The organism is Streptomyces olivaceus, assembly GCF_000721235.1.
Classification (GTDB): Bacteria; Actinomycetota; Actinomycetes; order Streptomycetales; family Streptomycetaceae; genus Streptomyces; species Streptomyces olivaceus.
In genome coordinates, this window is the sequence record NZ_JOFH01000038.1 from 1 (window position 1) to 24,668 (window position 24,668).

General features: G+C 69.7%; 27 protein-coding genes. 26 read left to right on the forward strand and 1 reads right to left on the reverse strand.

What is annotated here, in order from left to right:
• The first annotated feature begins 222 nt into the window (after positions 1-222).
• The 21 genes from IG94_RS0131950 to IG94_RS0132050 all read left to right on the forward strand — a co-directional run bounded on the left by IG94_RS0131950 (position 223) and on the right by IG94_RS0132050 (position 17,157).
• Positions 223-597 carry a DUF6415 family natural product biosynthesis protein gene (locus IG94_RS0131950; RefSeq protein WP_228126007.1) on the forward strand — a complete coding sequence of 125 codons (375 nt, stop codon included), beginning with the start codon at positions 223-225 and terminating at the stop codon, positions 595-597.
• Positions 598-831: 234 nt separating this feature from the next.
• A complete protein-coding gene (locus IG94_RS0131955; RefSeq protein WP_031045335.1) occupies positions 832-2,733 on the forward strand; it encodes a glycoside hydrolase family 15 protein in 1,902 nt (633 codons plus the stop codon).
• A gap of 26 nt (positions 2,734-2,759) precedes the next feature.
• The gene (locus IG94_RS0131960; protein ID WP_031045338.1) at positions 2,760-4,277 is read left to right on the forward strand and encodes a sensor histidine kinase; all 1,518 of its coding nucleotides are present in this window, start codon (positions 2,760-2,762) and stop codon (positions 4,275-4,277) included.
• 66 nt (positions 4,278-4,343) lie between these two features.
• Positions 4,344-4,859 (forward strand): roadblock/LC7 domain-containing protein, encoded by a 516-nt coding sequence (locus IG94_RS0131965; RefSeq protein WP_031045341.1) that lies wholly within the window; start codon positions 4,344-4,346, stop codon positions 4,857-4,859.
• Positions 4,856-5,263 (forward strand): DUF742 domain-containing protein, encoded by a 408-nt coding sequence (locus IG94_RS0131970; RefSeq protein WP_031045345.1) that lies wholly within the window; start codon positions 4,856-4,858, stop codon positions 5,261-5,263. The genes IG94_RS0131965 and IG94_RS0131970 overlap by 4 nt, the downstream gene beginning before the upstream one ends.
• 52 nt (positions 5,264-5,315) lie before the next feature.
• Complete coding sequence (locus IG94_RS0131975) at positions 5,316-5,906, forward strand: GTP-binding protein (protein WP_043485169.1); 591 nt, start codon at positions 5,316-5,318, stop codon at positions 5,904-5,906.
• Positions 5,906-6,547, forward strand: a complete 642-nt coding sequence (locus tag IG94_RS0131980) for a GAF domain-containing protein (RefSeq protein ID WP_031045350.1) — start codon at positions 5,906-5,908, stop codon at positions 6,545-6,547. The genes IG94_RS0131975 and IG94_RS0131980 overlap by 1 nt, the downstream gene beginning before the upstream one ends.
• Before the next feature lie 83 nt (positions 6,548-6,630).
• On the forward strand, positions 6,631-7,884 hold the full coding sequence (locus tag IG94_RS0131985; RefSeq protein ID WP_031045354.1) for an acyl-CoA dehydrogenase family protein: 1,254 nt from the start codon (positions 6,631-6,633) through the stop codon (positions 7,882-7,884).
• Between the two features lie 167 nt (positions 7,885-8,051).
• Positions 8,052-8,498, forward strand: a complete 447-nt coding sequence (locus tag IG94_RS0131990) for a helix-turn-helix domain-containing protein (protein WP_224326650.1) — start codon at positions 8,052-8,054, stop codon at positions 8,496-8,498.
• A 191-nt stretch (positions 8,499-8,689) separates the two neighbouring features.
• Entirely contained in the window at positions 8,690-9,145 is a 456-nt protein-coding gene (locus IG94_RS0131995) for a hypothetical protein (RefSeq protein WP_248783097.1), read from the forward strand.
• Positions 9,142-9,717, forward strand: coding sequence for a DUF6624 domain-containing protein (locus IG94_RS0132000; RefSeq protein ID WP_031045362.1), 576 nt, complete (start codon positions 9,142-9,144; stop codon positions 9,715-9,717). Before IG94_RS0131995 ends, IG94_RS0132000 begins: the two co-directional genes overlap by 4 nt.
• Before the next feature lie 73 nt (positions 9,718-9,790).
• Entirely contained in the window at positions 9,791-10,258 is a 468-nt protein-coding gene (locus tag IG94_RS0132005; protein WP_031045365.1) for a DUF6082 family protein, read from the forward strand.
• 59 nt (positions 10,259-10,317) lie between these two features.
• The gene (locus IG94_RS0132010; RefSeq protein ID WP_031045368.1) at positions 10,318-10,728 is read left to right on the forward strand and encodes a 6-pyruvoyl trahydropterin synthase family protein; all 411 of its coding nucleotides are present in this window, start codon (positions 10,318-10,320) and stop codon (positions 10,726-10,728) included.
• The gene (locus IG94_RS0132015) at positions 10,725-11,468 is read left to right on the forward strand and encodes a 7-carboxy-7-deazaguanine synthase QueE (RefSeq protein WP_031045371.1); all 744 of its coding nucleotides are present in this window, start codon (positions 10,725-10,727) and stop codon (positions 11,466-11,468) included. Before IG94_RS0132010 ends, IG94_RS0132015 begins: the two co-directional genes overlap by 4 nt.
• A 56-nt stretch (positions 11,469-11,524) precedes the next feature.
• The gene (gene folE, locus IG94_RS0132020) at positions 11,525-12,154 is read left to right on the forward strand and encodes a GTP cyclohydrolase I (RefSeq protein ID WP_031045374.1); all 630 of its coding nucleotides are present in this window, start codon (positions 11,525-11,527) and stop codon (positions 12,152-12,154) included.
• Entirely contained in the window at positions 12,151-12,978 is an 828-nt protein-coding gene (locus tag IG94_RS0132025) for a hypothetical protein (RefSeq protein WP_031045377.1), read from the forward strand. Before folE ends, IG94_RS0132025 begins: the two co-directional genes overlap by 4 nt.
• Positions 12,975-14,054 carry a hypothetical protein gene (locus tag IG94_RS0132030; protein ID WP_031045383.1) on the forward strand — a complete coding sequence of 360 codons (1,080 nt, stop codon included), beginning with the start codon at positions 12,975-12,977 and terminating at the stop codon, positions 14,052-14,054. Before IG94_RS0132025 ends, IG94_RS0132030 begins: the two co-directional genes overlap by 4 nt.
• Positions 14,051-14,743 (forward strand): dTMP kinase, encoded by a 693-nt coding sequence (locus tag IG94_RS0132035; RefSeq protein ID WP_031045385.1) that lies wholly within the window; start codon positions 14,051-14,053, stop codon positions 14,741-14,743. Before IG94_RS0132030 ends, IG94_RS0132035 begins: the two co-directional genes overlap by 4 nt.
• A 36-nt stretch (positions 14,744-14,779) precedes the next feature.
• Entirely contained in the window at positions 14,780-15,709 is a 930-nt protein-coding gene (locus tag IG94_RS0132040; RefSeq protein ID WP_031045387.1) for a DUF2797 domain-containing protein, read from the forward strand.
• A gap of 60 nt (positions 15,710-15,769) precedes the next feature.
• A complete protein-coding gene (locus IG94_RS0132045) occupies positions 15,770-16,615 on the forward strand; it encodes a class I SAM-dependent methyltransferase (protein WP_031045389.1) in 846 nt (281 codons plus the stop codon).
• Positions 16,612-17,157 (forward strand): NUDIX hydrolase, encoded by a 546-nt coding sequence (locus IG94_RS0132050; protein WP_031045392.1) that lies wholly within the window; start codon positions 16,612-16,614, stop codon positions 17,155-17,157. Before IG94_RS0132045 ends, IG94_RS0132050 begins: the two co-directional genes overlap by 4 nt.
• Before the next feature lie 20 nt (positions 17,158-17,177).
• On the opposite strand, the gene IG94_RS0132055 is transcribed toward IG94_RS0132050, so the two are convergent.
• Positions 17,178-17,684 (reverse strand): NUDIX domain-containing protein, encoded by a 507-nt coding sequence (locus IG94_RS0132055; protein WP_228126009.1) that lies wholly within the window; start codon positions 17,682-17,684, stop codon positions 17,178-17,180.
• Between the two features lie 166 nt (positions 17,685-17,850).
• On the opposite strand from IG94_RS0132055, the gene IG94_RS0132060 reads away from it, so the two are divergent.
• The 5 genes from IG94_RS0132060 (at position 17,851) to IG94_RS39795 (ending at position 24,228) form a co-directional block, all read left to right on the forward strand.
• On the forward strand, positions 17,851-19,059 hold the full coding sequence (locus IG94_RS0132060; protein ID WP_031045398.1) for a hypothetical protein: 1,209 nt from the start codon (positions 17,851-17,853) through the stop codon (positions 19,057-19,059).
• 437 nt (positions 19,060-19,496) lie between these two features.
• Positions 19,497-21,461: an ABC transporter ATP-binding protein gene (locus tag IG94_RS0132065; protein WP_031045401.1), complete on the forward strand. Its 1,965-nt coding sequence runs from the start codon at positions 19,497-19,499 to the stop codon at positions 21,459-21,461.
• Positions 21,462-21,751: 290 nt separating this feature from the next.
• Complete coding sequence (locus IG94_RS0132070) at positions 21,752-22,489, forward strand: NUDIX domain-containing protein (RefSeq protein ID WP_224326647.1); 738 nt, start codon at positions 21,752-21,754, stop codon at positions 22,487-22,489.
• Between the two features lie 120 nt (positions 22,490-22,609).
• Positions 22,610-23,842 carry a tyrosine-type recombinase/integrase gene (locus tag IG94_RS0132075; protein ID WP_078892507.1) on the forward strand — a complete coding sequence of 411 codons (1,233 nt, stop codon included), beginning with the start codon at positions 22,610-22,612 and terminating at the stop codon, positions 23,840-23,842.
• Positions 23,842-24,228: a helix-turn-helix domain-containing protein gene (locus IG94_RS39795; RefSeq protein ID WP_078892508.1), complete on the forward strand. Its 387-nt coding sequence runs from the start codon at positions 23,842-23,844 to the stop codon at positions 24,226-24,228. Before IG94_RS0132075 ends, IG94_RS39795 begins: the two co-directional genes overlap by 1 nt.
• Positions 24,229-24,668 lie beyond the last annotated feature (440 nt).

Below are 24,668 nucleotides of genomic sequence, written 5' to 3' on the forward strand. Positions count from 1 at the left end.
ACGCTACGAACGCAAGGCCGACCACTTCCTCGCGTTCACCAGCATCGCCTGCACCCTCATCTGCTACCGCAGACTCACCAAATGAGATGACTTCTTAGGAGTTGTGTCATGCGTCTCTCTCTGGCCCCTCGCCGGGCGTTCTGCCAACGCAGTGGTCAGGACCGGAGAGTCCTCGGTGAGAGGGGCGCCGAGCGTGACCAAGCGGTGTCCGCGACGGAGACGGTGACGCTCGTGCTGGGCGAGGACTCCCCGGTGCCCGAGACCGCCGCCGATGTGGAGAACCTCGTCCTGCGCCTGCGAGGGCACGTCAACCAGCTCGGAACCATGATGCCTTCGCAAGAGCCGGCCTTGCTCCGTGCGCAGCGACTCTGCTCGGCCGGGCTCCCGGAGGACTATCTGCACAGCCGGGTGCACCTCGTCAGACTCGCCAAGGCAACGCAGGAACTCATCGCGAAGATCCGGCTGGACGACGTCGGAGCGAGTCGACCGGCACGGACGTTGGCTCGATGGACGCCGCAGATCAACGTGCTGCGCGGTGCGGTCTTCGCAGTCGCCCTCACCTGTCTGGTGTGGGCCGCTTCGGTGCCCCGGACATGACCCTCACCGGGGCGCTCCTCATCGGACTGATCCTCGTCGCGATGGCATGGCCGGTGTGCCGAGGCACTCGTGCGACTCGCCTCGATCCCGCAGACAGGACCTCTACACCACCCCCGCGCGAGCCTGCGTCCCCGCGGTGACCGCTGACTCCTTGATTCCCGGCCTGTCCCCGGCTGCTTCGGCGGCCCCGATAACACCCCCAGACCAACGGGGCTTAACGGAGATCCACACACGATGAAACGCCTTCCGCGTATCGAGCAGTACGGCCTGATCGGCGACACACAGACCAGTGCCCACGTCTGCGATGACGGTTCGATCGATTGGCTGTGCCTGCCCCGTTTCGACTCGCCGGCCGTCTTCGCCGGTCTGCTCGGCACGCAGAAGCACGGCTCCTGGCAGATCTCTCCGGCCCCGTCCGCAGGCCGGAGGGGTTCAGAGAAGGTCGCTGAGCGCCAGTACCGCGGTGACTCGCTCATCCTCGAATCGGTGTGGCGCACCCCAACGGGTTCGGTCCGCGTCCTGGACTTCATGCCTCCGCGCGACGGCACCCCGCAGGTGATCCGGATCGCCGAGGGCCTGAGCGGCGAGGTGGACATGGTCTCGGCCATGCGTCCTCGGCCGGGATACGGCAGCGTCGGCCCGTGGATCCACGAGGTCGGTGGGCGCATGGTCGCGGAGGCCGGCGCGGACGCTGTGTGGCTCGACACCTGCGTCCCGCAGATGGAGAAGGACGGTGTGGTCGTCAGCGCCTTCGCCATCAGCGCCGGGCAGAGCGTGGCGTTCGTGCTCAGCTGGTGCCCGTCCCACGCCCCCGCACCGGACGTCCCTGACCCGGAGGCCGCGCTCGCCGAGACGCTCGTCTTCTGGCAGGACTGGACGCAGGAGTGCACCTACGACGGGCCCTATCGCGAGGCCATGGTCCGGTCCTCGATCACGCTGAAGGCCATGACCTACGGGCCGAGCGGCGGGATCGTCGCGGCGCCGACCACGTCGCTTCCCGAGGAGATCGGCGGCGACCGGAACTGGGACTACCGCTTCACCTGGCTGCGCGACGCCGCCACGACGCTTGCCGCGCTGCTGGGGACCGGATACCGGCAGGAGGCACAGGCATGGCGTCGATGGCTCCTGCGCGCTGTGGCCGGGGACCCGGAGAACCTGCAGATCATGTACGGGATCACCGGGGAACGTGACCTGCGGGAGCGGGAGCTTCCCTGGCTTCCCGGGTACGAGGGCTCGGCCCCCGTACGGGTCGGGAACGGGGCTGCGGACCAGCTGCAGCTCGACGTGTACGGCGAGGTCATCGACACCCTGTACCTCGCGCACCGGAGCGGAGTCGCCCACTGCGCCGACACCGCGGTCCTGCACCAGCGGCTCATCGAGCACCTGGTCCAGCGCTGGCGGGAGCCCGACGAGGGCATCTGGGAGATCCGCGGGGCCCGCCGGCACTTCGTCCATTCCAAGGTGATGGCCTGGGTGGCGGTCGACCGCACCATCCGCCTGGCCGAGGCTGGCGCCCTCAACATCGACGTGGCCCCGCTGGTCGAGCTGCGAGCGGCGATCCACCGGGAGGTCTGTGACAAGGGCTTCGACCCGGTGCGCAACACCTTCACCCAGTCCTACGGCTCGCAGGAACTGGACGCCGCCACACTACTCATCCCCCGCACCGGCTTCCTGCCGCCCGATGACCCGCGCGTCATCGGCACCGTGGATGCGGTCCGTCGTGAACTCTCAACGGAGGACGGGCTCGTGTACCGGTACCCGACCTGTGGTGAGGAGGTCGGGGTGGACGGCTTGACCGGCGACGAGGGCGCCTTCTTCCTGTGCAACTTCTGGCTCGTCGACGGCCTCGCCCTGACCGGCCGCCCCGACGAGGCATGCGCCTTGTTCGAACGCCTCCTGGCTCTGCGCAACGACCTCGGGCTCCTGGCGGAGGAGTACGACCCCGTCCAGCAGCGCCAGCTCGGCAACTTCCCGCAGGCGTTCAGTCACATGGGCCTGATCCAAAGCGCCCTGCTCCTTCAACAGATGGCGACGCAGTCCTCCCCCCGCCACGGCGCGCTCGCGGTTCCAGCGCCCCGCTCAGCCTCCCGCAGCACGCGCCAGTCCACCGCAGACCTGACGCCGCAGCACGCATAGCCACCCCACCCCTGACGAGGATTCCCATGCCTGACAGCGCCTTCCCGGCACGGCCGGCCGCTACCGGCCACCGCAGACGGCGGCCCCCGGTCGACGCGACCACGCTGTACCTCGCCCGTCGCGCCGTGGCACTGCCCCTGGCACTCCTTGCCGCGCTGCTGCTCACCGCCTTCGCTCTCCGGTCGGGGTCCGTCGTAGGCCCCGGCTGGGTCCTGGCTGGCATGGTCTGCGGACTGGCGGCGGTCGTCGCGATGGCGGCACACGGAACACGCACCGTGGCCAGTGCCGTGCAGTCGGCAGTGGAGGAGTCCCAGTCAGCAGCGCTGACAGCGGTCACAGGGGCAGCGGCAGCCGTTGAGAAGTCGGTGCAGTGGTCGGCGGACGAGCTGTGCCGCGGAAAACGTCCAGCGTTGCCGGACCCGCACACCGCCCAGTCGCCCACTGCGAACGCCGGGATCGACAACGCGCTGAGTGCCCTCCAGGCGCAGGCCATCATGTCGCTGATCCGCGTGCACGACGAGTCCCAGTCCGTGGTCCTCCTGGAAGTGCTTCGCCGCCTGGCCATGCGCGAGCACGCCCTGGTCAGCAAGGCACTCCAGGCACTGAGCCAGCTGGAGATGCTGACCGACGACCCGGAGCTGCTGGCCAAGATCTTCGAGATCGATCACCTCGTGACGCGGATGCGCCGCCAGGTCGAGAGCACGGCGGTCCTAGGCGGACAGTCCCTGCGCAGCGTGCGCCGGCCCGTTCCCGTCACGACGGCCCTGCGTGGCGCTGTCTCCGAGGTCGTGCAGTATCCGCGGGTGGCCGTCGCGGCCGGATCCGTGGGCGCCGAGCTGGGGTTGCCCGGCCATGTGGGGCCGGACCTGACGCACCTGCTGGCCGAGCTGATCGAGAACGCCTGCGAGTGCTCGGATCCAGAGACGCGGGTGATGGTGCGCGCGCAGCGGGTGCCACACGGGCTGGCCATCGAGGTCGAGGACCGCGCCATCCCCATGCACCCACAGACACGGGCACAGATGAACCACCTGCTCAAAGCCCCGGACGAGGTCGACGTCAGCGGCCAAGTCCGGGCCGGGCAGCTCGGCTTGCTGGTCGCCGCGAAGATCGCCCAGTCACACGGGATGACCGTCCTCCTGCAGGAGAATACGACGGGAGGCACCACCGCCCTGGTCGTCATACCGGCACGGCTCCTGGTAGCAATTCCATCGGTCGAAGATGCGGGCGCGCCGCCGTCCGAGGAAGCTCGCGGCTCCGGGCGGCAGCCGCAGCAGGTGGCCGTGACTCCCGCCGTGCCGGAGGCAGCACAGGCCGCACGCCGTGGCGTCGGCGAGGCACCGACCGCGGAGGCAGGTCAGTCGACTGACGCGCCCGCTCTGCCGACACGCACACGCCGGACGGGATCTTTCCGTCCACCACAGGAGCGTGAGCAAGCCCCCGTGTCCGCGGCGACGCCCGGGCTCGCAGCCGCCTTCCGCAACGGCCTCCAGGCCGGCGGCAGCGCCAGTCCCTCTCCCGCCTGGACAGAACAGCCCACCCCCTGACCCGTCCTTCCGCGTTCCCGGTGGCCGGTACACCCATTGGCCCTTCCCCCTTCTGGAGCGATCCTCATGAGCACCCACCCCGCGATGAACAACGTGACCGACGGCAACGCTGCATCTGCGACGACGCCAAGCGGACAGCGGGACAGCATGGTCTGGCTGCTGCGTCAGTTCGCCTCCGAGACGCAGGGCGTCACGCACACCGTCCTGCTCTCGCGCGACGGACTGCGGCTGCTGGACAGCGACGTCGACAAGGACTGGGCGGACGAACTGTCGGCCGCCTTCAGCGGCGTTGCCTCCCTCGCGGCGAACATCACCGGCCCGAGCCACAAGAAGAGGCCGGCCCGGCAGGTCATCATCGAGCGAGACGACTGCCTGTTCTTCGTCCAGAGCGCCGGGTGCAGCGCGGCCTTCGACAACCACCCCGGTAACGAACGCGGTGAGGTGGACACGATCCTCGCCGTCATCGCCACCAGGGACGCCGACGTGGGCACCGTCGGCTTCGAGATGGGCCGGCTCGTTGCAAAGTTCGCCCCGTACATGGTGATCCCCGTCCGCGTCGGCACGGGCGGAGAGGTCCGGTGACCACGTACGGCCGCGCGGCCGAGGAGTCGGCGTTCGTGCGGACGTACACCGTGGTGCGCGGGCGTACCAGGCCGCGGCACCTGCTCGCTCTGGAAACCGTGCTGGAGGCCGGGCAGGGAAGGCCAGGCCCGGCGCAGGCCGAGGAGTGCGAGGAAATCCTCGCCCTGTGCCGGGAGCGCCGACGGTCGGTGGTCGAGCTGGCGGGACGCCTTGGCCGGCCCGTCAGCGCCGTCAAAGTGCTCGTCTCCGACCTCCTGGACGCCGACGCCCTCGTCGTCCCCCTGACCCATTCCTATGCCGATACCGGCGCAGGATCCGGTCCGTCTACCCAAATGCTGGCAGCCGTTTCCGCCGGCTTGAAGAGGAAGTGGCCTGATGCCGTCGCCTATCCCCAGGCCGGATGACCCGACCGCCGTGCCGCGGAGTTCGCCGCACCCGCGGGGCGGTGCGCCGACCGTGCTGAAGATCGTGATCGCCGGCGGTTTCGGCGCGGGCAAGACCACCGCCGTGGGCGCCGTCAGCGAGATCACGCCGCTGAGCACGGAGGAGTACCTGACCGAGGCGAGCGCGGACGTCGACAGCCTGGCGGGCATCGAGGCGAAGCAGACCACGACGGTCGCCTTTGACTTCGGCCGACTGAGCCTGCCCGACGCGCCGATTCCTCTGGAGCTGTTCCTGTTCGGCACTCCGGGCCAGGACCGATTCGTCGACCTCTGGTACGACCTCTCCCGCGGCGCCGTCGGCGCGGTCGTCCTGGTCGACACCCGCCGCTTGGAGAGCAGCTTCACCCCCGTCAGCTTCTTCGAGGACATCGGCCTGCCCTTCGTCGTCGCCGTCAATCAGTTCGACGGGGCGCACCGCTACCACCCCGAGCAGGTCCGCACCGCTCTCGAACTCCCCGCTGCCGTACCGGTGGTCACCTGCGACGCCCGCGACACGAATCACGTCGCCGGCGTTCTGCTGGCCCTCGTCGACCACGCCGTGAACAGCGCCGCCACCACCAATCGCACTGGTCACGCCCCCTCTACGCCCCTCCAGGACGCCTGATGTCACAGCACCCCAGCACCCCCTACCGCACGCCGCAGACTGCCCCGCCCGCAGGGTCCTTGCCTCGGCGCGACATGCGGGACACCAACCGTGGGCCGTTCACCCCGCCCGGCACCGCCCTCACCAGCCAGCGGCCTCAGCAATCGCTGGAACTGGCGCAGCGTTACGAGCTGCTCAACCGCTTGGGCGTGCCCCCCGTGGCCAACGAGGACTTCGACGAGCTGGCCCGCGACATGGCTGAACGGGCCGGGTTCCTGTACGGCTTCGTCAACCTGGGCTTGGAGAAGCAGACCTTCGTCGGGCTGCACCAGCCGCCCGCGGACAGCGGGTACGTCATCGTCGGCCGCACCATGAGCCGCGACCACGGCTGGTGCCCGGAGGTCATGACCCGCAAGAAGGCCCTCCCGCTACACGATGTACACGCCAGCCCGCGCTTCAGCGGCAACGCAGTGGTCGACGCCGTCGGGATCCGCTCCTACTTCGGCGCACCGCTGATCCACGAAAGCGGCACCGTGCTGGGCACGGTGTGTGTGATCGACCCCGAGAAGCGGCCTCTGCGCGAGGCCCGACGGATCAGGGACATCACCATCAACGCCGGTGCGCTGGTGATGGACCACATGTCCCGGGCCCTCGTCCACTAAGCCCGTACACCCCCCACCCGGGAGCCGTAGGCGATCCCCGGCCGCTCCACGCGTTGCGACCTTCATCCAGGGAGAGGGAGACCATGTCCGCCACACCCACCACGCCACCACCGGCGCTGCGTCCCTACCTCACCGCCCGCCACGATCTGCTGTGGGAGGAGGCGGACGCCTTCGCGGCCGAGCACGTCGCGCCGCGCGCCGCGCGGATGGAGGCCGCTCCGGGCAGGGTGGAGCGCAAGGTAGCCGAGCTGATGGCCGCCCGGGGCTGGTTCGCCGTCACCGTGCCGACCGCCTTCGGCGGACTGGGCGCCGGACACGTGGCCAAGACCGTCTTGGTTCACCGCATCGCGCGGGTCTCGGCGGCTGCCGCGGCCATCCTGCAGGCCACCCTCATCCCCGTCGGTGCCCTGCTGCACTTCGCCACCTACGAGCAGAAGGGCCGCTGGCTTCCCAGGGTCGCGGACGGGTCCCTGCTGCTGTCGATCGCCGTGACCGAACCGCAAGCCGGCGGACACATCGGCGGCATCGAAACCACCGCCGAACGCGCCGGCACCGAGTGGGTGATCACCGGCAACAAGACCCACATCGGCAACAGCCACCTTGCCGGAGCCCACCTCATCATCGCCCGCACCGCTGCACCCGGCGTGAACACCTCCCAGGCGCTGACCGCGTTCATGGTCGAAGCCGACCGCCCCGGGCTCTGCGTCCCCGACCACCGTGCCGGGCTCGGCCTGCACGGCTTCTCCGTCGGCCGACTCGACCTCGATCACGTCCGCGTACCCGAGGACAACGTGGTCGGCGAGGTCGGCCAGGGACTGGGCGTGGCCCAGAGCAGCAGCATCCTCTACGGCCGCCCCAACCTGGCCGCCGTCAGCCTCGGCATCCACGAAGCCGTCGTGGACACCACCACCAGCAGGCTGAAAACCCGCCCCCGCTACCGGGGCACCCTGTCCGACCTGCCCGTCCTGCGGGACCGCGTCGGCGGCATGGAGGCCCGCCTGCGCGCAGCGCGGATACTCGCCTACCAGGCCGTGCACCTTCTCGACCAGGGCCTGCCCTGCGACGCCGACCTGATCAACGCGAAATACCTTGGCCACCGGTGGGCCATGCAGTCCGCTCAGGACGCCATGGAACTGCACGGCGCCCACGCCCTCGATCGCGACTACGTCCTCCAGCGCCTGTGGCGCGACATTCAGCACACCTATCCACCGGCCGGTACCGGGGAAGTCCAGCGCATACGCCTGGCCGACGCCGCCTTCGACGAGGACCACATCCAGTGGTCCGAACGCCTCGCCGCCGAAGCCGCCTGGGCACGACCCGACCCGACCGCCGCATGAGCCCCCGCGCGCGGCACCCCGTGACTCCCCACCGCCGCGCACGGGCCCGTGCCGCCGGCCCCCGTCCCCCGCGGGGACCGACGGCACCCCTCCCAGTGACCATCCACCCAGCCGAGAGAGACACCGTGACCCCGCCCGTGACGACGGCCCACGCACCGATCACACCCTTGACGCCGACCCTGCAGCGCGTCGCCCAGCACCTCGCGAACGGCCTCACGGCCCAAGAGATCGCCACGCAGACCGGACTGGCGGCCGTGACTGTCCGCCAGTACCTCCGCGACATCCGCGAGAGCCTCCACTGCCCGCCCCGCTGCAAGCCCCCGGTGATCGTGCACCGCCTGTTCGCCGTCCAGCAGGTGGCCTCGCCCACGGCGGACAGGCCGACGCCACAGCTCAGCCCAGAGCAACTGCTGCTGCTCCGAGCCGTCGCCGAGCACAGCGATGCCCGCGACATCGCCGTCGCCGCCAAGCTCGCCCCGGCCGACCAGCGCGCCGCACTCGACCAGCTCCTCATCGACACGGGCGCACGGGACACCACCCACCTGGTGATTCTGGCCCACGGCTGGAAGCTGCTGGGAACCGATCCGGCGGCGCGGAGCGGAGCGAGCCAGTGAGCAGGCCCGTCACTCCCGTGGCCCGCGAAGAGCGTCCGGCTCCGGCGTCGGACGCGTCGGAGCCCCTGGGCGCCGTATACGCGGTGCGCACATTACGGACGGACGCCGAGCGCGAGGAAGCCGCTGCTCTCGTTCAGGACCGGCAGCGCTGGCTCACCCTGCGTGGTCTCCCCGTGCCCGCTCAAGCTGACGTGCCTGCCCTGTTCCGCGACCCGCAGACGAAGTCGGCCGGTCTGTTCGAGGACGGAAAGCTGCTCGCCTGCATGGTCCCCGCGCGCGACCCCGGCCTCAGCTGGGGCGAAGGCCCCTGCCTCCGCCTGGGACGCGTCCACACCCTGCCCGACCAGTCCGACGACATCACCCGGCTGATCACCCTGTGGGCCTCCGACCTCGCCGCCCGGCAGAGCCTCCCGCTCGTACGGGCCGAAGTCCTGGCCCGGCACGCCCTGCAAGCCGAGCCCATGGCCGCCCTGCTGCGTCGGCTCACCGACATGGGCTGGGATGTACGCGGTTCCGGCCCAGGACGAGAGGGTGACCGCGTCGCCCGCCTCGAACTGACCGCCGAGCACCGCCCCGGACTCAGCGCTCTGATCAGCTGCCAGGCCCACGTTCCTCATCTGACAGCGGACGATCGGAGCAGCGCGTGACAACCGACGAGCCGCAGCGGCCCGACCTCGCCCGCGAGTTGATCGCCCGCGCTGAAGCGTCGGCCGCGCACCGGGTCCGCGGACTGCGCAATGAGCTCGACGGCGTCCAACTCGGCCGTGGCCGGCACGCCGACCACGCCAACACCAAGTTTCTGCGCCGCGTCCTGGGCGAATACGAGTGGCCCGGCCACCGCCTCGTCGGCCCTGCTGCTGCCCGAGCCGCCTGGAGCATCGCCCTGCACAGCGACCACGATCTCATCTTCCAGCGCGCCGCCACCATCCTGCTCGGGCGTGCGGTCGAGGCCGGCGACGCCCTGGTCCAGCACTGGGCGCACCTGCACGACCGCGCCCTCATTACCAGCAGGCGCGCCCAGGAGTACGGCACCCAGCTCCTGCTGAGCGCCGACGGCATCGAGCTGTGCCCACTGCGCGCGCCGGAGTCCGTCGACAAACGGAGGGCCACGGTCGGTCTGCCGCCGATCGCTGTCGCACTGGAGACGGTGCGCCGCCGGTACATGCCTAACGGCTCTGCCGATGAAGTCCCAAGCGTCGTCCTCGCGGAGGCCGCGTGAAGAAGCAGAACACCGTGGTCCCACTATTCGGCCTTCATGCCGCACATTCAATCTGCGAAAGGATCGTTGACCGATGAAGCTCACCACCGCCGTCCTCACTGCCGGTGCTGCCCCGTCCCTCACGACCGCCGTGGTCGGAGCCGCCCGGCTCAGGAAGGACGCACGGCACCAGGCCGAGCGGCACGAGGCGCTCCTGGCGGGCAACCAGCTCGACTGGCTGAACCGGGTGTCCACCAACGTCGACCTCGCCGAGCTGCGGAAGCCCGAGGACATGAAGGCCGAGGAGTACATGCAGCTCATGTCGGCCAACCGACTCATCTGCGCCCTCAGCCTCCGACACTGCCTCGGCCGCGTCCGCGACGGACAGCTGCCGTTCTACGCAGAGATGGTCATGAGCAGTGACGTCTGCCGGCGCTGCTGGCAGCGCTTCGGCGACCTCCGCGCTCAGGAGGCCGAGGGCGACGAGCGGGCCGAGCACTTCACCCGGGTGCTGGACCAGGCCGCGAAGAACCACCCCCTGGCACAGCCCTCGGCCGCCTGAAGAGGCGGTTGCCTCATCCCGCCCGAGTCAGCCAGACCCTCACTCTTCGGAGGAAACCAATGGACTTCGCTGCCGTTCCACTGCCATCCGGTGATTTCACCATCGGTAAGAAGTTCAGCTTCGAGGCCGGCCACCGGCTCCCTGGATTGCCACACGAGCACAAGTGCTCGCATCAGCACGGGCACAGCTACGAGGTTGAGGTCATCCTCACCGCTCCCGCGTTGGAGGGGCCCGGCTTCGTCACAGACTTCGGTGCGCTTGCTCCGTTCAAGGCATTTCTGGACACCGAACTAGACCACCACAACCTGCACGAGATCTTGCCCTTCGAGCCCACCTCGGAACGCTTGGCCCAGTTCCTGGCCGGCTGGTTCGCCCAGAACCTCCAGCCGGCGATTCCCGGCCGCCTTGTCGCTGTCCTGGTCCGCGAGACCGCGAGCAGCTGGGCCCGCTTCGACGTGGAGGGGCAATGACGACGACAAAGCGGCTGGGACCCGAGCCGAAGGCGGCCGAAGGCGAAGTCCTGATCGTCGCCGAGTGCTTCGGCGCGGAGGTGCCGACCTTTCAGGGCGAGGGCCCGAGCTGCGGGCACCCTGCCCTGTTCATCCGCCTGTCCAGGTGCAATCTGACCTGCACGAAGTGCGACACGAAGTACACCTGGGACTGGTCCCGGTTCGACCAGCGCAAGGAGTCGACAAAGCGGTCCGTGGCGGGCCTGGTGGCCTGGGCCGCGTCTTCACCGGTCGAGCTGGTCGTGATCACCGGCGGTGAACCGCTGATCCAGCAGGCGCGACTGGTGCCTCTCGCCAGGGGGCTGCTGGCCGCTGGCAAGCGGGTCGAGTTCGAGACGAACGGCACCATCGCGCCCACTCCCCAGCTGGTGGCCGACGGGGTCCGGTTCAACGTCTCGCCCAAGCTTGCCAGCTTCGGCGTGAAGGAGACCAAGAGCATCGTGCCAGCCGCGCTGGAGGCATTTGTGGCTTCCGGTCGGGCGACGTTCAAGTTCGTCGCTTCCACGGTGCACGACCTCGACCGGATCGCCGAGCTGGCCGACGCCCACCGGCTGGCGCCGGTTTGGGTGATGCCGGAGGGCACCACCCCCGAGGCGATCACCGCGACCACACGGGTCCTCGCGGACGGGGTCGCGGCCCGGCACTGGCACTTCACCACCCGCCTTCACGTGCTGGCCTTCGCGGACACTTGGGGCCGCTAACCGCACGCGACTCCACGCCCCATCCGTTCCCCAGCCCCCGGAAACGAGAGACGCCCATGACGACCTCTATTGCCAGCCCTGCGGCGGCGCCGACGGCTGCCGTCGCCGGGCCCGCTGCAGTCATCGACACCGGCAGGGTCGCCGGCCTGATCCACCAGCTCTTGGTCGAGCTGGGCGAGAACCCCGCCCGCGAGGGGCTGACCGGCACTCCGGACCGCGTAGCGGCCTGGTGGAACTCCTTCCTGTCCCCGGACGGCGCCGCAACGGCCACCTGCTTCACCGAGTCCCAGCTGGGTGGTCAGCTGGTCATCGTGGGCGGCATGAGCGTGTGGTCGCTCTGCGAGCACCACATGCTGCCCATGAACTTGCAGGTCACGGCCGGATACGTGCCGGACGGCGAGGTGGTGGGCCTGTCGAAGTTCGGGCGGATCGCCCAGCACTTCGCCGGCCGACTGCAGGTCCAGGAACGCTTCACCCGCCAGGTCGCCGAACACCTCAACGGCGTGATCGGACACGAGGACGTCGCCGTGGCCGTGCGCGGCGTGCACCTGTGCATGAGCATGCGGGGCGTCCGGATGGAGGAAGCTCGCACCACCACGGTGCACTCGGGCGGGCGCTTCGGCACCGACCCCGTCCTTTCCCAGCAGTTCCTCACCCTCACCACCGGCCTGTGGGGGGCGTCGTGATCACCACCACGGGCATCGACTTCTCCGTCATCGCCCCGCCCGCCTACTTGAAAGACTTCGTCGCCCAGGAGCCGGCCCGCGTCCACCACGTGGCCGCCCAGCGCGTGCTGTCCGACGAGAGCTACCGGGCCTTCTTCGCTCACGAGGCCGAGCGCGGCGCCGAGATCATCATCGACAACGGGCTCTTCGACCTCGGCTACGCCCTGCCGACGGAAAGCCTCGTCGAAGCCGCGCTGGCGGTGTCCGCAAGGGAGATCATCCTGCCGGACGTCATGCGGGACGGGACCGCGACCTTGAAGGCGAGCGAGAAGGCCGCGCGAGAGATCCGAGAGCTGTCCGGCGATGCATTCCGACTGTGCGCGGTCCTGCACGCCGCGGACGACGACGAGTGGCTACGCATCTACGACGCCTTCGTGACCAGTGACTGGGCCGGGGCCATCGCCCTGCCGGCCTCGCGTCGACCGGATCCCGACGAGCAACTGTGCCGCACCCGCTGGTTGGCGACCGCCTACCTTCAGTCCCACGGCCTGGTCGACGATCTGCTCATCTACCGGCTGCTCGGTCTTGGCCGGACCGGGCACCTGGAACTGATCGAACAGCGCGAGCACGAGTGGATCTCCTCCGTGGACGGCGCGGCCCCGGTCATCCTCGGCGCGATGGGCGTCGCCCTGCTGCCCGAAGGGCCGTACGAGAAGCCTTCCACGCCCCGCATCGAGAAGCTCGGCCCGATCCCCGAGGACCGGTTCGACCTCATCCGGAAGAACATCTCCGTCGTTCGCGCGGCGGCCGGCAGCACCGTGACGATCGCCGAGGAGCACCGATGACGCCCTTACTCGCCGACCCGACCCCCGGGCTCCTGCGCGCCGCCCCGATCGAGCCGGCCGGGCACACTATGACCCACGCGAGGCTGCTGCGCTACCTGGAGATCAAGGTCCACCACCTCATCCAGGACCAGGACTGGGACAGCATCCGCGTCATCGGCGGCTACGACCGCACGGCGGTGGTCTCCCGGTGCGAGAAGACCGGGAAGCTGTTCAACATCGAGCGGCCCACCGCGGAAGTCCACGGCCGTGACCTCGTCGTCAAGGCGTTCCCCGGAGCCGACTATGTCCAGCACTACGCCCTGATCATCGCCACGTTCCTGGCCATGACCGGCCGCCCGGCCGACACCGTCACCTATCAGCCGCCCGAGCAGGAGGAGTGCCGAACGGCGCTCAACTCGCTTGATCTGGAACTGGACGGCGACCTGGTGATCGTCGGCTGGGGCCTTCAGTACCTCGCTCCCGAGAACGGAGTGTGGACCCGCGGATCCGGCTACGCCTGGCAGCGCGCCGAAGTCGCCGACCGTCGCGTGGTCTACCTCGGGTTCCTCCACAGCATCTGGGGAGACGTGGCCGGACGGGTCGTCGCGCGCCTTGCCGAACTCGGCGCAGGCGATGTCGTCTACGTCGGCAAGGTCGGCTCGCTGACCCCTGGCGTTGAGCCGAACGCCTGGCTAGCGACCGGCAACACCAGCCTGGTACGCGGGGCGATGGTGAGTTGGGACGACTTCTTCGGCGACTACGCCGCCGCCCACGACGGGGTGCGCAGCGGCCTGCACGTCTCCTCCCCGTCGATCCTGCTGGAGAACCGCGACTGGCTGGTCCAGCACACCGCCTCGTACGCCTTCGTCGACCCGGAGATCGGCCCCATGGGGGCGGCGGCGCGCCAGGCGGGGATCAGATTCGGTTACCTCCACGTCATTTCCAACAACCTCGCCACCCACTACCCCGCCGACCTGTCCAATGAGCGTCACAGCGACGTCCTGCGCCAACGCGCCGTCCTGGTGGACCGCATCCGCACCATCATCACCGGCCGCCTGACCGCCGGCCCGACCCACACCCTGGGAGAATCCCGATGACGGCGAACGCGCCGACTACCACCGCAGCCGGGAAGTTGATCACCTTCGTCGGCGGTGACGGGGCCGGCAAGTCCACCCTCGCCGACCGCCTGCACCAGGCCCTCAACGACGCCGTCCACACGGCAGTCCTCATCGGCAAGCACAGCACCGACGTCCCCCAGGCCCCGGAGCTGTCCGCCTACCTCGACCGCCTCAACGAGCTGGTCTACCGGCGCGACGCCCGCGTCGCCCAGGCATGCGGCGACCACTACTGGCTGCTGGCCCTGGCCTCCTGGTACACCCTGCAGGACCGGCTCGTCATCCAGCCGGCCCTCGCCGCGGGTACCCACGTGATCCTCGACAACGCGCACCACAAGATCCTCGCCCGGTACGCGGTCAACCCCGAGGTCTGCCCCCGCCTGTGCGAGCAGGTCTTCGCGCATCTGACGAAGCCGGACCTGGTGTTCTTCCTGAACATCGGTGCCCGCGAGGCTCTCGTCCGCAAGGGCTCGTTCACTTCCCTGGAGGCCGGCCACGCCGGCGGCGGTGACGAGGACTTCATCCGTTACCAGGACACCGTCCTGCACCAGATGCGCGAACAGGCAGAGTGCGGCACCTGGCTGACGCTGGACGTCGCTCAGTTGGACCGCGACCAGGTCTTCAAGGCCGCCGCCACCGCCCTGGCCGACCGTCTGCACCTGACCGTCTGACCCGGCCCTCCCTCCCCCATCGACAAGGAACGCACCATGGACCAGGCCATGCACGCTAGCGGGACATACGTCTGCCACGGCATCACCTGGGCGAGCGGAGACCCCCGTCTTCTGCTCGCCCCCGTGACCGGCGGACCGCTTGTCTACGCCCCGGTCACGGGCAGGCGCCTGGGTTACCAGGTGAGCGGTACCGGCCGGTGGTGCACCGGCCGGTACCGGTTCGCCGACCGCGTCCGCGTCGAGGCAGTCGCCTGCCCTGAGCGGGCCCCGGCCGAGGCCGGCGGCCAGTGCGCGGCCTGCGCCGGGCGGGACGTCTTCCGCTTCGCCCACCGGTTCCACTCCGGCGGGCACGTTCCCGACGCCCTGGCGGCGTACATGGCCCAGCCGCACTGGCTGTACCTGGCAACGTTCGCCGACGGCACCACCAAGATCGGCACCGCGGCCGAACCACGTAAGCGCTCCCGCCTCGACGAACAGGGGGCCCTGATCGCCACCTACCTCGTCCGGAGTCCTGACGGCCGCGCAGTGCGGTTTCTGGAGGATGCCCTCACCCGCCGCCTCGGCCTGACGCAGACCGTGCGAGCCGCAGCCAAGCTGACGGCCCTGGCCGAGCTGCGCGACCTCGCCCCGGCCCGCGCCGCCCACCAGCAGCACCTCGACCGCGCCATCGAGGCCCTGAGCGGCCTGAACGTCCCGGCCACACCGGAACCGTGGACGCCGCCCGGCGAAGGCGACCTGCTGCGGACGCCGGAGACCGGGCGCGCCTTGTACCCGCACGACCCACGCTCCGGTGAGCACGGGCTGACGGTGCTCTCCTGCCTCGGCTCCCAGGTCCTCGCCACCCTCGACGGCGACGGTGAACAACTGCCCTACCTGCTCGACCTCGGCACCCTCAAGGGCCGACGCATCCTCCTCGGCGCACAGTTCTCCTCACCGCCCGCCGCCGGACAGTCCGCGCTCTTTTGACCCTGTCCGAACGCCCGGCCTGCACTGCCGGGCCGCCCTGAGAAGCGAGGCCACAGCAACATGGCACCCCAGGACGCCATCCTCGGCTGGGACGAGGACAGCAACGCCGAGGCGTACAACGCCTTTACCCGCGCCCACCCCATGTACGACGCGACCAGCCGCGACCTCGCCCGCCGAGGCCATCTGGCCGACGCCAGCCTGGTCGTCGACCTGTGCGGCGGAGCCGGCGCGACCGCCCGCGCGATCCTTGACCTGATCCCCGCCCGCGCCCGGGTCGTCTCCGTCGACAACGCCGCCGCGATGCAGCGTGTCGGCCGCCGCACCCTGACCGACGCCCGCCTGACCTGGATCACCGCCCCGGCCGAACGGCTCGCCGACCACCTCCACGCTGGCAGCGCCGATGCCGTGGTGTGCAACTCCGCCATCTGGAAGACCGATACCGCCGCAGTGTTCGCGGCCGTCGCCCACATCCTGCGCCCAGGCGGGCACTTCGTCTTCAACATCGGCGGCGGCTTCGCCGGCGTCCGGCACCCCGACGAACTGTCCGCCCGCACCGGGCCTCCCCTCAACGCCCTCATCCGCCAAGTAGCCGCTGAGGCCCACGGATACACCCCACCGCCTCGCGACGCCGACAGGCCGCCGAAGCTGCCGCTGGAGACAGTCACCGAGCAGCTGACCGCGGCGGGACTGACGGTCGTCGGCACAGAGGTCACCGCCCAGCACAGCACCATGGCCGAGAAGAAGGCATGGCTGTCCATCCCCGTCTTCGCGCGGCCCGAGGGCGACTTCACCCACGCCCAGCGGATGCAGATCCTCGACACCGCCTACGCCATGACCACCCCCGATGCCGCGGCCGTGACGAGCTGGCTCGTCGTCGTCGCCCAACGGCCGGAGGCCGCCGCATGACCCCGGCAGTCCCGGCTCCCGGCGGCAGGGTCCGCCTCTGTGACCACGCAAGCGTCGGGGTACTGATCTCCTCCCCGAGCGGCCTCCTGGTGTTCGAGCGGGCGACCCTTCCGGCCGGAATCGCCCCGGTCGCCGGCCACATCGATGAGCATGGCGGCCCCGAGCAGACCGCCCGCAACGAGGTCACCGAAGAGGTCGGTCTCACCGTCACCCACCTGCACCTGCTGCTGGACCAGTGGCGGCCCAACCGCTGCCGCCGCACGCCCAGCGGTCCGGTCGGTCACCACTGGTGGATCTTCCAGGCCGAGGGCTCCGGGCCGCTGTGCCCCTCGCCCCGGGAGGTCCGCGCCCCTCGGTGGATCCACCCCGACCAGCTGCAGCAGCACGCGCTGCGGACCGCCGCGTACGCCAATGGGTGCCTGGACCGTGAGGAGTTCGAGCGCGAACCCGGCCTGGAGCCGGTGTGGTGCCGTTTCCTGCACGATCTTGAGCTCGTCACCCTGCCCGCGGCCGACCTCGATCGGATTGAGGCCGTCCTGTGAACGGCGACCAAGGGCCTACCTCAGCGGGAGCCGACCGCCCGGCCGGCCGCAAGGCGGCGAGCGTGCGCACGGATCCGCTCACGGTCCTCGGGGAAGACGCTGTCCCAGTCGGCGTCCAGACGGAACCATGCCGCCGGCTGGTGCTGCTCCCCGGCGAGCGGTACGTCGCGTCCGACGACCGCGGCATAGGACAGGCCCAGCGTCGGAGACCAGTCGGCCCGGTAGGAACGCACCGCCACGGCTGCGGGCTCTGGCAGCAGCTCGCTGCGCAGGCCGGTCTCCTCCAGCAGCTCTCGTGCCGCCGCCGCACGCGGCGCCTCGCCCGACTCCACCTTGCCGCCGGGCGGCACCCATCCGCGCACGCGGTGCTTGACCAGCAGGACGTTCTCGAAAGCAGGGTCGGTGACCCACACCTCGGCCGCCAGCGGCTCCATCGGATGCCGACGGGCTTCCTCCAGCCAGGCCCGTGCACCGTCGAACTCCCATGCGGCGAGGCGGGCATCCGCAACAGCCTCGTCCAAGATCACCTGACCGACTTCACCATGACTCACCCGTCCCACCCTAGGCCGACGAACCGGCCGGACGCCGCAGCGACGAGCAGGCAGCCATCCAGGGGTGCCCGGCCGACCCGGTGGCCCCTTCGGGCTGCAGGGCGATCACCCGTGGCGCCCGCTTCACACGAAGGAGTCCAGCGTGCACGATGAGCAGACCTCGGACCGGGGGGCCTGGGTCGTCCTCGGCGGCGTCCACCTCCTCAACCGCACCGCGCCACGGCGACCAGACGAGCCGATCGTGCTCGTACGGGTGCCACCGCAAGAGGTGTGCCGGCCGGCCACCACCGTGATCGTCCGCTGGAACGCGCTGGGGCCTTGCCTGGCCGAAGCGCTGCACCCCGGCGGCACCCGGCTCGGCGCGGCCAGGGTCGACGGCGGCGAACTGTTCCCCGACGCCATCGCCGGCCCTGCCCTGCGCGGACTGGTCGGCACCGAGGCCGCCCCCGGCCTGGTGCCGCTGTGCTACCTGGCCGAACACCCCGGCGGCAGCTACCACGCGTACGCGCAGATCCGCTTCCACCCCGAGGACGCCTGCTTCGTCCGCACCACCCGAGAACCAGTCGGCCACGGCCCGGTCGAGGAACTGCGCTGGCTCGGGCCCGTGCTGACGGCGCACGCAGAGTCGAGCACGGCGCTCAACAACCACCTGCGGTACTTCCGCAAGCACTTCTCCGGCACCGAGCTGGAGTTCAAGTACACCCTCGACCCGGCACCGGACATCTGGGCCGCGTCCATGGAACTGCTCAAGGCACTGCGCGACGGCAAGCTGGAAGGCTGCCGTCCGGAGTACCGGGAAGAGTTCCAGATCCACCACACCGAGAACCATCTGTTCGACGTCACCGGCCCCGAGCCCGAGATCGGCTACGCCTCCTTCATCCCCACCGTCACCGCCGGGCACGTGCTCAAGCGGAAGTGGTTCACCGAGGACGCCTTCGCCCGCCGCGAGGAACTCACCCCTGGCCTCGACATCACCCCTGACCGCTTCGAGACGTTCCTGCACGAAGACCTGGGCCTCCAGGTCCGGGCCATGCCGCCCTTCCAGCGCGTCCGCTACGACATCCAGTGCGAGTCGCTGCGCACCGGACACGTCTACGGCATCTTCCTCGACCGCTGCGCCCTCCTGGCGGCCCCCGACGCAGTGCTGTCTCAGTGCGAGCTGGAGTACCTCCGCTCGCGCAGCATCCTCGACCACGACCAGGACGAGGTACTCATCGAGATGAAGCGGATCGACAGCTGGCTCTGCGAGTACCTCGCCCATCGCGGCTGGGCGACCGAGCACACCTTCTACTCCAAGCGCAGCTTCCTTCGCGACGCCATCGCCCTCCGCCCGGACCTCGCCACGCCATGACCGACCAGGCGGCACCCGGCAATCCCCCACAGGAGGTACCGCAACCCACATGAGTGATCGAACACAGCATCACACCCCGCCCCACCCGACCACACAAGGAGAAGGCCAGGTAATCGAAATCGAGTTCTAGATTTCGCCTACCCCTACCCGTTACGGCGGTATCGGAGCCCCCGTTAACCGATCATTCGTCCGCATCAAGCCCCGAGGAATCCGCATGCATCCCGTACGTCGCCCTGCATCTGTTCATCCTGCGTTCGAAAACACCGCTGTCTCCTCGGGCACCAGGCTCCGCCTTACCTCTGACCCTGCAGCCCTGCCGGCCGAAGGCTCACGGCCGGAAACGAGGTACCTGGCATGACGCAGCACACGAAAATCCCGTCCTGGGCAGAGAGCGTCCCGGGAGGCACCCAGTGAAAAGGTTTTTCGGTCCGGTCACGATGGCCGACCCCCAGGTGTCCGACGCCGAGCACGAGTTGTTCGGCGGTCCCCTGCGCTACGACATGGGCTGGTCCCAGCACGAGCACGCGACGTTGGACCTGACCATGCTGTCGGCGCTGCGCTCCATGCCCGGCCTCGTCGGGGCCACGTTGCGCATGGCGTGGCAGGCCGACCGGCGTGCCCTGCTGTCGGTCGGGGTCAGCGAGATCGGCCAGGGCATTGCCGCAGCCGCCGGTCTGCTGGCGGTCAACGCGGTCATGCACGCCCTGCTCGCTGGCAACGGCAGCGCCGCCGAGCGGCTGCACGCCCTGTTACCCGGCCTGCTGGCTGCAGCGATCATTGGCGTCGTCAACTCCGCCCTGTCGGCCTGGTCCACCTCCCGCGCCGGACGGCTGGAGCCCAAGGTGGAGCGGATCGCGACCACGCAGTACCTGGCCGCCGCAGCCCGCGTCGAGCTGGAGGCCATCGACGACCCCGACTTCAGACGGCTCGTGGACATCGCCCAGCACGGCCCCGGCTCCGCACGCCGCATGATCAGCTCCTGCGTCGCCGCGCTGAACGGCCTGATCTCCCTGATCACCACCGCCGGCGTCCTCGCCGTGCTCCACCCCGCGCTACTGCCCATGCTGATCCTCATCGCCGCCCCGCGCGGCTGGGGCGCCATGCGGGTCGCCCAGGAACGCTACGTGTCCGTGATGAGCTGGATCGAACACGTGCGGGCCAGCCGCCTGATCGGCAACCTGCTCACCGAACGCACCGCCGCCCAGGAAATCCGTCTCCATGCCGTCGGCCCCTTCCTCCTCAACCGCTACGAGCGCATGGCCGAAAGCGCCGAAGCCGAACAGGAGCGCCTCGCCTCCAGCAAGGCCCTCACCGAATGGGTCGCCTCCGCACTGTCCGGCCTGGCGATGGCCGCGACCTACGGGACCATGTTCTGGCTGATCACGGCCGGGCACATGAGCCTCGCCGTCGCCGGAACCGCTGTCATCGCCGTACGGACCGGCTCGGCGAGCCTGGGCGCGCTGGTCATGAACATCAACCAGCTCCACGAGGAAAGCCTCTACGTCCGCGACCACGGCCGCTTCCTCACCGAGGCCGGCCAGCGGATCCTGCCCACCGGCGAAGCGCCCGTACCGGAACGCATCAAGGAGATCGTTCTGGACCAGGTCACCTACCGCTACCCCGACCGGGACACCGCGGCGCTGGACGGGGTGACCCTGACCCTGCCGATGGGGTCGGTGACCGCGGTCGTGGGCGAGAACGGCTCCGGCAAGAGCACCCTGATGAAGATCCTCTCCGGCATGCTCCTGCCTGAGAGCGGCACGCTTCGCTGGGGCGAGGCGGACCTTACCGACCTCGACCGGGCCCAGGTCTTCGAGCGCGTCTCCCTGCTCACCCAGGACTTCCAGCGCTGGCCCGTGACCGCCGCAATGAACATCCGCCTCGGCCGCCCCGACCACCCGGCAACCGACGATGACCTGAAGCCCTCGGTCGACTACGCCGTCGCCGGCCCCGTCATCGCCAAACTCCCCGACGGCCTGCGCAGCCTGCTGGCCCGCATGTTCCGCGGCGCCATCGAACTGTCCGGCGGTGAATGGCAGAAAATCGGCCTGGCCCGCACGCACTGGCGTAGCTCAACATCACAGGCAGACGGCGTCCTCATCGTGGACGAGCCGACCTCCGCCCTCGACCCCGAAGCCGAGATCGAAGCCTTCGACCGCATCCGCCGCCTCGCCGCCCCGAACCGGGCCGTCGTCCTGGTCACCCACCGCATGTCCGGCGTCCGCCACGCCGACCACATCTACGTCCTCAACAACGGGCACCTCGCCGAGCATGGCACCCACGACGAACTCATCACCGCCCGCGGCCGATACGCCGCCATGTTCGACGCCCAAGCCGCCCAATACGCCCCGACCACGGCCATTCCCCACCCCGCCGGGCCCACCGTCCCGGACCAGGTATGAGCCGCTCGCCCGAAAGGCCCACCGTGACCACACCCCCCCATCGCGTCAGGCACCTGGCCGTGATTCTGCGGACACGAGCCATCAGCCACACGTGTTCACCAAGAAGCACATGCTCATCACCGTGGACCGGCCGATCGTCTCCGGGGAGGAGCCGCAGTAGCGGATGACCAGCGGTGCCCTCTGAGCACCCTCGCCGACTCGCTGAGCACCCGCCCGTCCATCGTCTCGGAAGGCAGAGCTACGTGACTTCTCCCGTGTCCTCTTCGGATAACGTCTCAGCGGGTGCAGGTGTGCCAGCAGATCAGTACGCCGCGGCCCGACATGCCGCGTGGCTAGGTGCCGCCGCGATCATCACCAACGAGGTGGGCCAGGTCCTGCTGGTGCACCCCACCTACCGTGAGGACGGCTCGTGGGTGCTGCCCGGCGGTGTCGTCGAACACGGTGAACACCCGCATGTCACCTGTCGGCGCGAGATCACCGAGGAAGTGGGGCTGGACCTGCCGCTGTCGGCCGTACTCGCCGTCCACTCCTTCTCCGCGCACCATCCCGACCTTCGGCCTGGCACGCACTGCCCTGGAGAGGTCCGGTTCGTCTTCGACGGGGGAGTCCTCACCCCCGACCAGGTGGAGGCGATCCGCCTGCCGCACGAGGAGCTGTCCGAGTGCGCCTTCCTGGACACCCGGGATGCGGTCCAGCGGCTGCGCCCCGTGGACAGGGAAATCATGCTCGCCGCCTACCGGGCCCGGCTCGGCAACACCGCCACCGCGCACCTCGCCGACGGCCAGCACATCCTTGAGGTCCCGGCGCTGGACCGGCACGACGTCCACGTCCGCTACCGGCCCTTGTGGGACAGCCCTCTCCACCGCAGCCCCGTGCCCGAGCGGCTGCCCGTGCGGCAAGCCTGGGCGTGGTGCTTCATCCCCGACGGCCGGGTCGTCGTCGTCTCCGCGCAGAGTTGCGCGGGAGTCATCATCAGCGCGGTCCCCAAAAGCCGACCTGTCCGCATCTCTGGAGCGACTTCTCCGTAGTTCTACCATTTCCTGACCACCGGGGCAGCGTGCCCATCTGCGGTTCCACTCGTTGTGATGACTGCAAGTCATCACCGATGCCTCAATCACATCGGCGAGTTGTGAGATGGAGAGCGGATCATGAGCACGACGATCGACCTGCCGACGCGCCGGACACGGCGGTCAGGGCCCGGGAGTTCGACCCACCAAGTGCCGGACGGGGTAGCCCGGCTGCGGTCTCCATCCGTGGTCTTCGAGCAGACCCTCACCGGGTTCGGCGACAGTCAGCGGGCCCGGCATCTCGACCCGGACACGATCCGTGGTCGCGAGCGGACCGTGCGGCAGCTACAGGCGTTCTCGGGAGCCTTCCCGTGGCAGCCCACCTGGGGTGCGCCGTTGTACGACCGCTGGTCGTCGGCCCTCGCCGAGAAGGTGGCTACGTCAACGGTGATCGCCCATCAGCAGAAGCTCGGGCTATATCTGACGTATTTGTGCGAGCCGGCGTATGGTTGGCGCGAGGTCTGTCAGGAACTGTTCGGAACGTTCAACGAGCGGGCTCTGTGGGACCTGAACCGGGTTCGGCACTCGCAGGAGTACGTCGGTCGACCGAATCGGAACCGCCCGCTGACGCGGCCGGAGATCCGCTCGCTGATCGGGCAGATCGATCCGGAGATCCGGCGGCTGCAGGCGGTCGGTCACAAGGGGGCTCTGTCGGCGGCGCGGGATCTTGCCCTGCTGACGACCACGTACGCGTGGGGACTGCGGCGCCGGGAGGCCGCCCGGCTCGACCTGCACGACTGGCGTCGGCAGCCCCGGCTTCCGGAGTTCGGGGACTTCGGCGGTCTGGCGGTGCGCTGGGGCAAGGCGATGGCCGGGCAGCCGCCGCGCCGCCGAACGGTGGTGTCCGTGTGGCCGTGGGCAGTATCCACGGTCCGGTTCTACGTCGAGCACGTTCGGCCGTTGTTCTACCAAGGCCGCCGGGACGACGGCGTCATGTTCCCCACCGAGCGCGGTTCGCGGATCAGCGAGCGGTCACTCAACGACCGTTTCGCGCACTGGCGGGACAAGGCCGACCTGGCCGAGGAACTTGGTCCCCACTGTCTTCGCCATACGTACGTCACCAGGCTCATCGAGTCAGGCTACGACGCGGGGTTCGTGACCGATCAGGTTGGCCACTCTCACGCCGCCACGACGGCGATTTACACCGCGCTCAGCAGCGAGTACAAGAACTTGCAGGTTCGCCAGCACCTGGAGGCGGCCGAGGCCGAGGTGCTCCGTCTCGCGTTCGCTCAGGCCGATATCGAGGCGGAGTGCGATGAGGAGCTGGCGATCACTCTCGCCTTGCAGGGCGCCGAGTCCCGCAGGGGCGCGTGATGAGGGCCGTGCCCGCTCCGGAGCCCCGTCCGGAAGGCGTCAGGGCCAGCTCAAGGCCACGGTACGAGTGGCGGCTGCGCGAGCTGATGGCCGTCCGGAAGAACTGGTACACCACCACCAAGCTGACCGAGGCCCTGCACGAGTACGGATTCGACTTCGACCGAAGCCACATCTACCGGCTGGTCAGCGGCGACAAGCCGCCCAAAATGCCGGTCGAACTGCTTCTGGCACTGTGCAAGATCCTCGGCTGCCGGTTCGAGGAACTCGTCGTCGAGGTCGCTTCGGCGGAGAGCGACGTGTCGGCACTGCCCGAGCCTGCCGGGCCGCGTCCGCTGCTGCCGGAGTCGCCGATGCTCGACGCCGGGTTCTTCGACGCCGAGACCTGACGGGCCCCACCGTGATCGACAAGAGCCAGCATGGGGGCCGTGGTTCGTGCGACGACTGCGGGCGCGAGCGGTATCTACGGGTGAACACGCGCTCACGTCGGCTGTGTGCGACCTGTGCCGATCGCCGTCGGCCAACCGAGGAGTGCGTCGACTGCCACCGCCACCGGGTTCCCTACGCTCGCACCGCTGCCGGCCCGGTATGCCAGGCGTGCCAACGACACCGCAGCGCCCAGCCGTGCACCCGTTGTGGCCAAGTTCGCGTCGTGACGAAGCGGCTGGACGATGGTGCACCGTTGTGCCAAACCTGCTGGAAGAAGCAGCAGCCCGGCGAGCCATGCCGCGGCTGCGGCGAAGTACGCCCGGTCCACCAACGCGGCGAGGGTGGACCGCTGTGTGAACGCTGCTACCGCCAGCGCACCCCTCGTCTGAAGTGCTCGGTC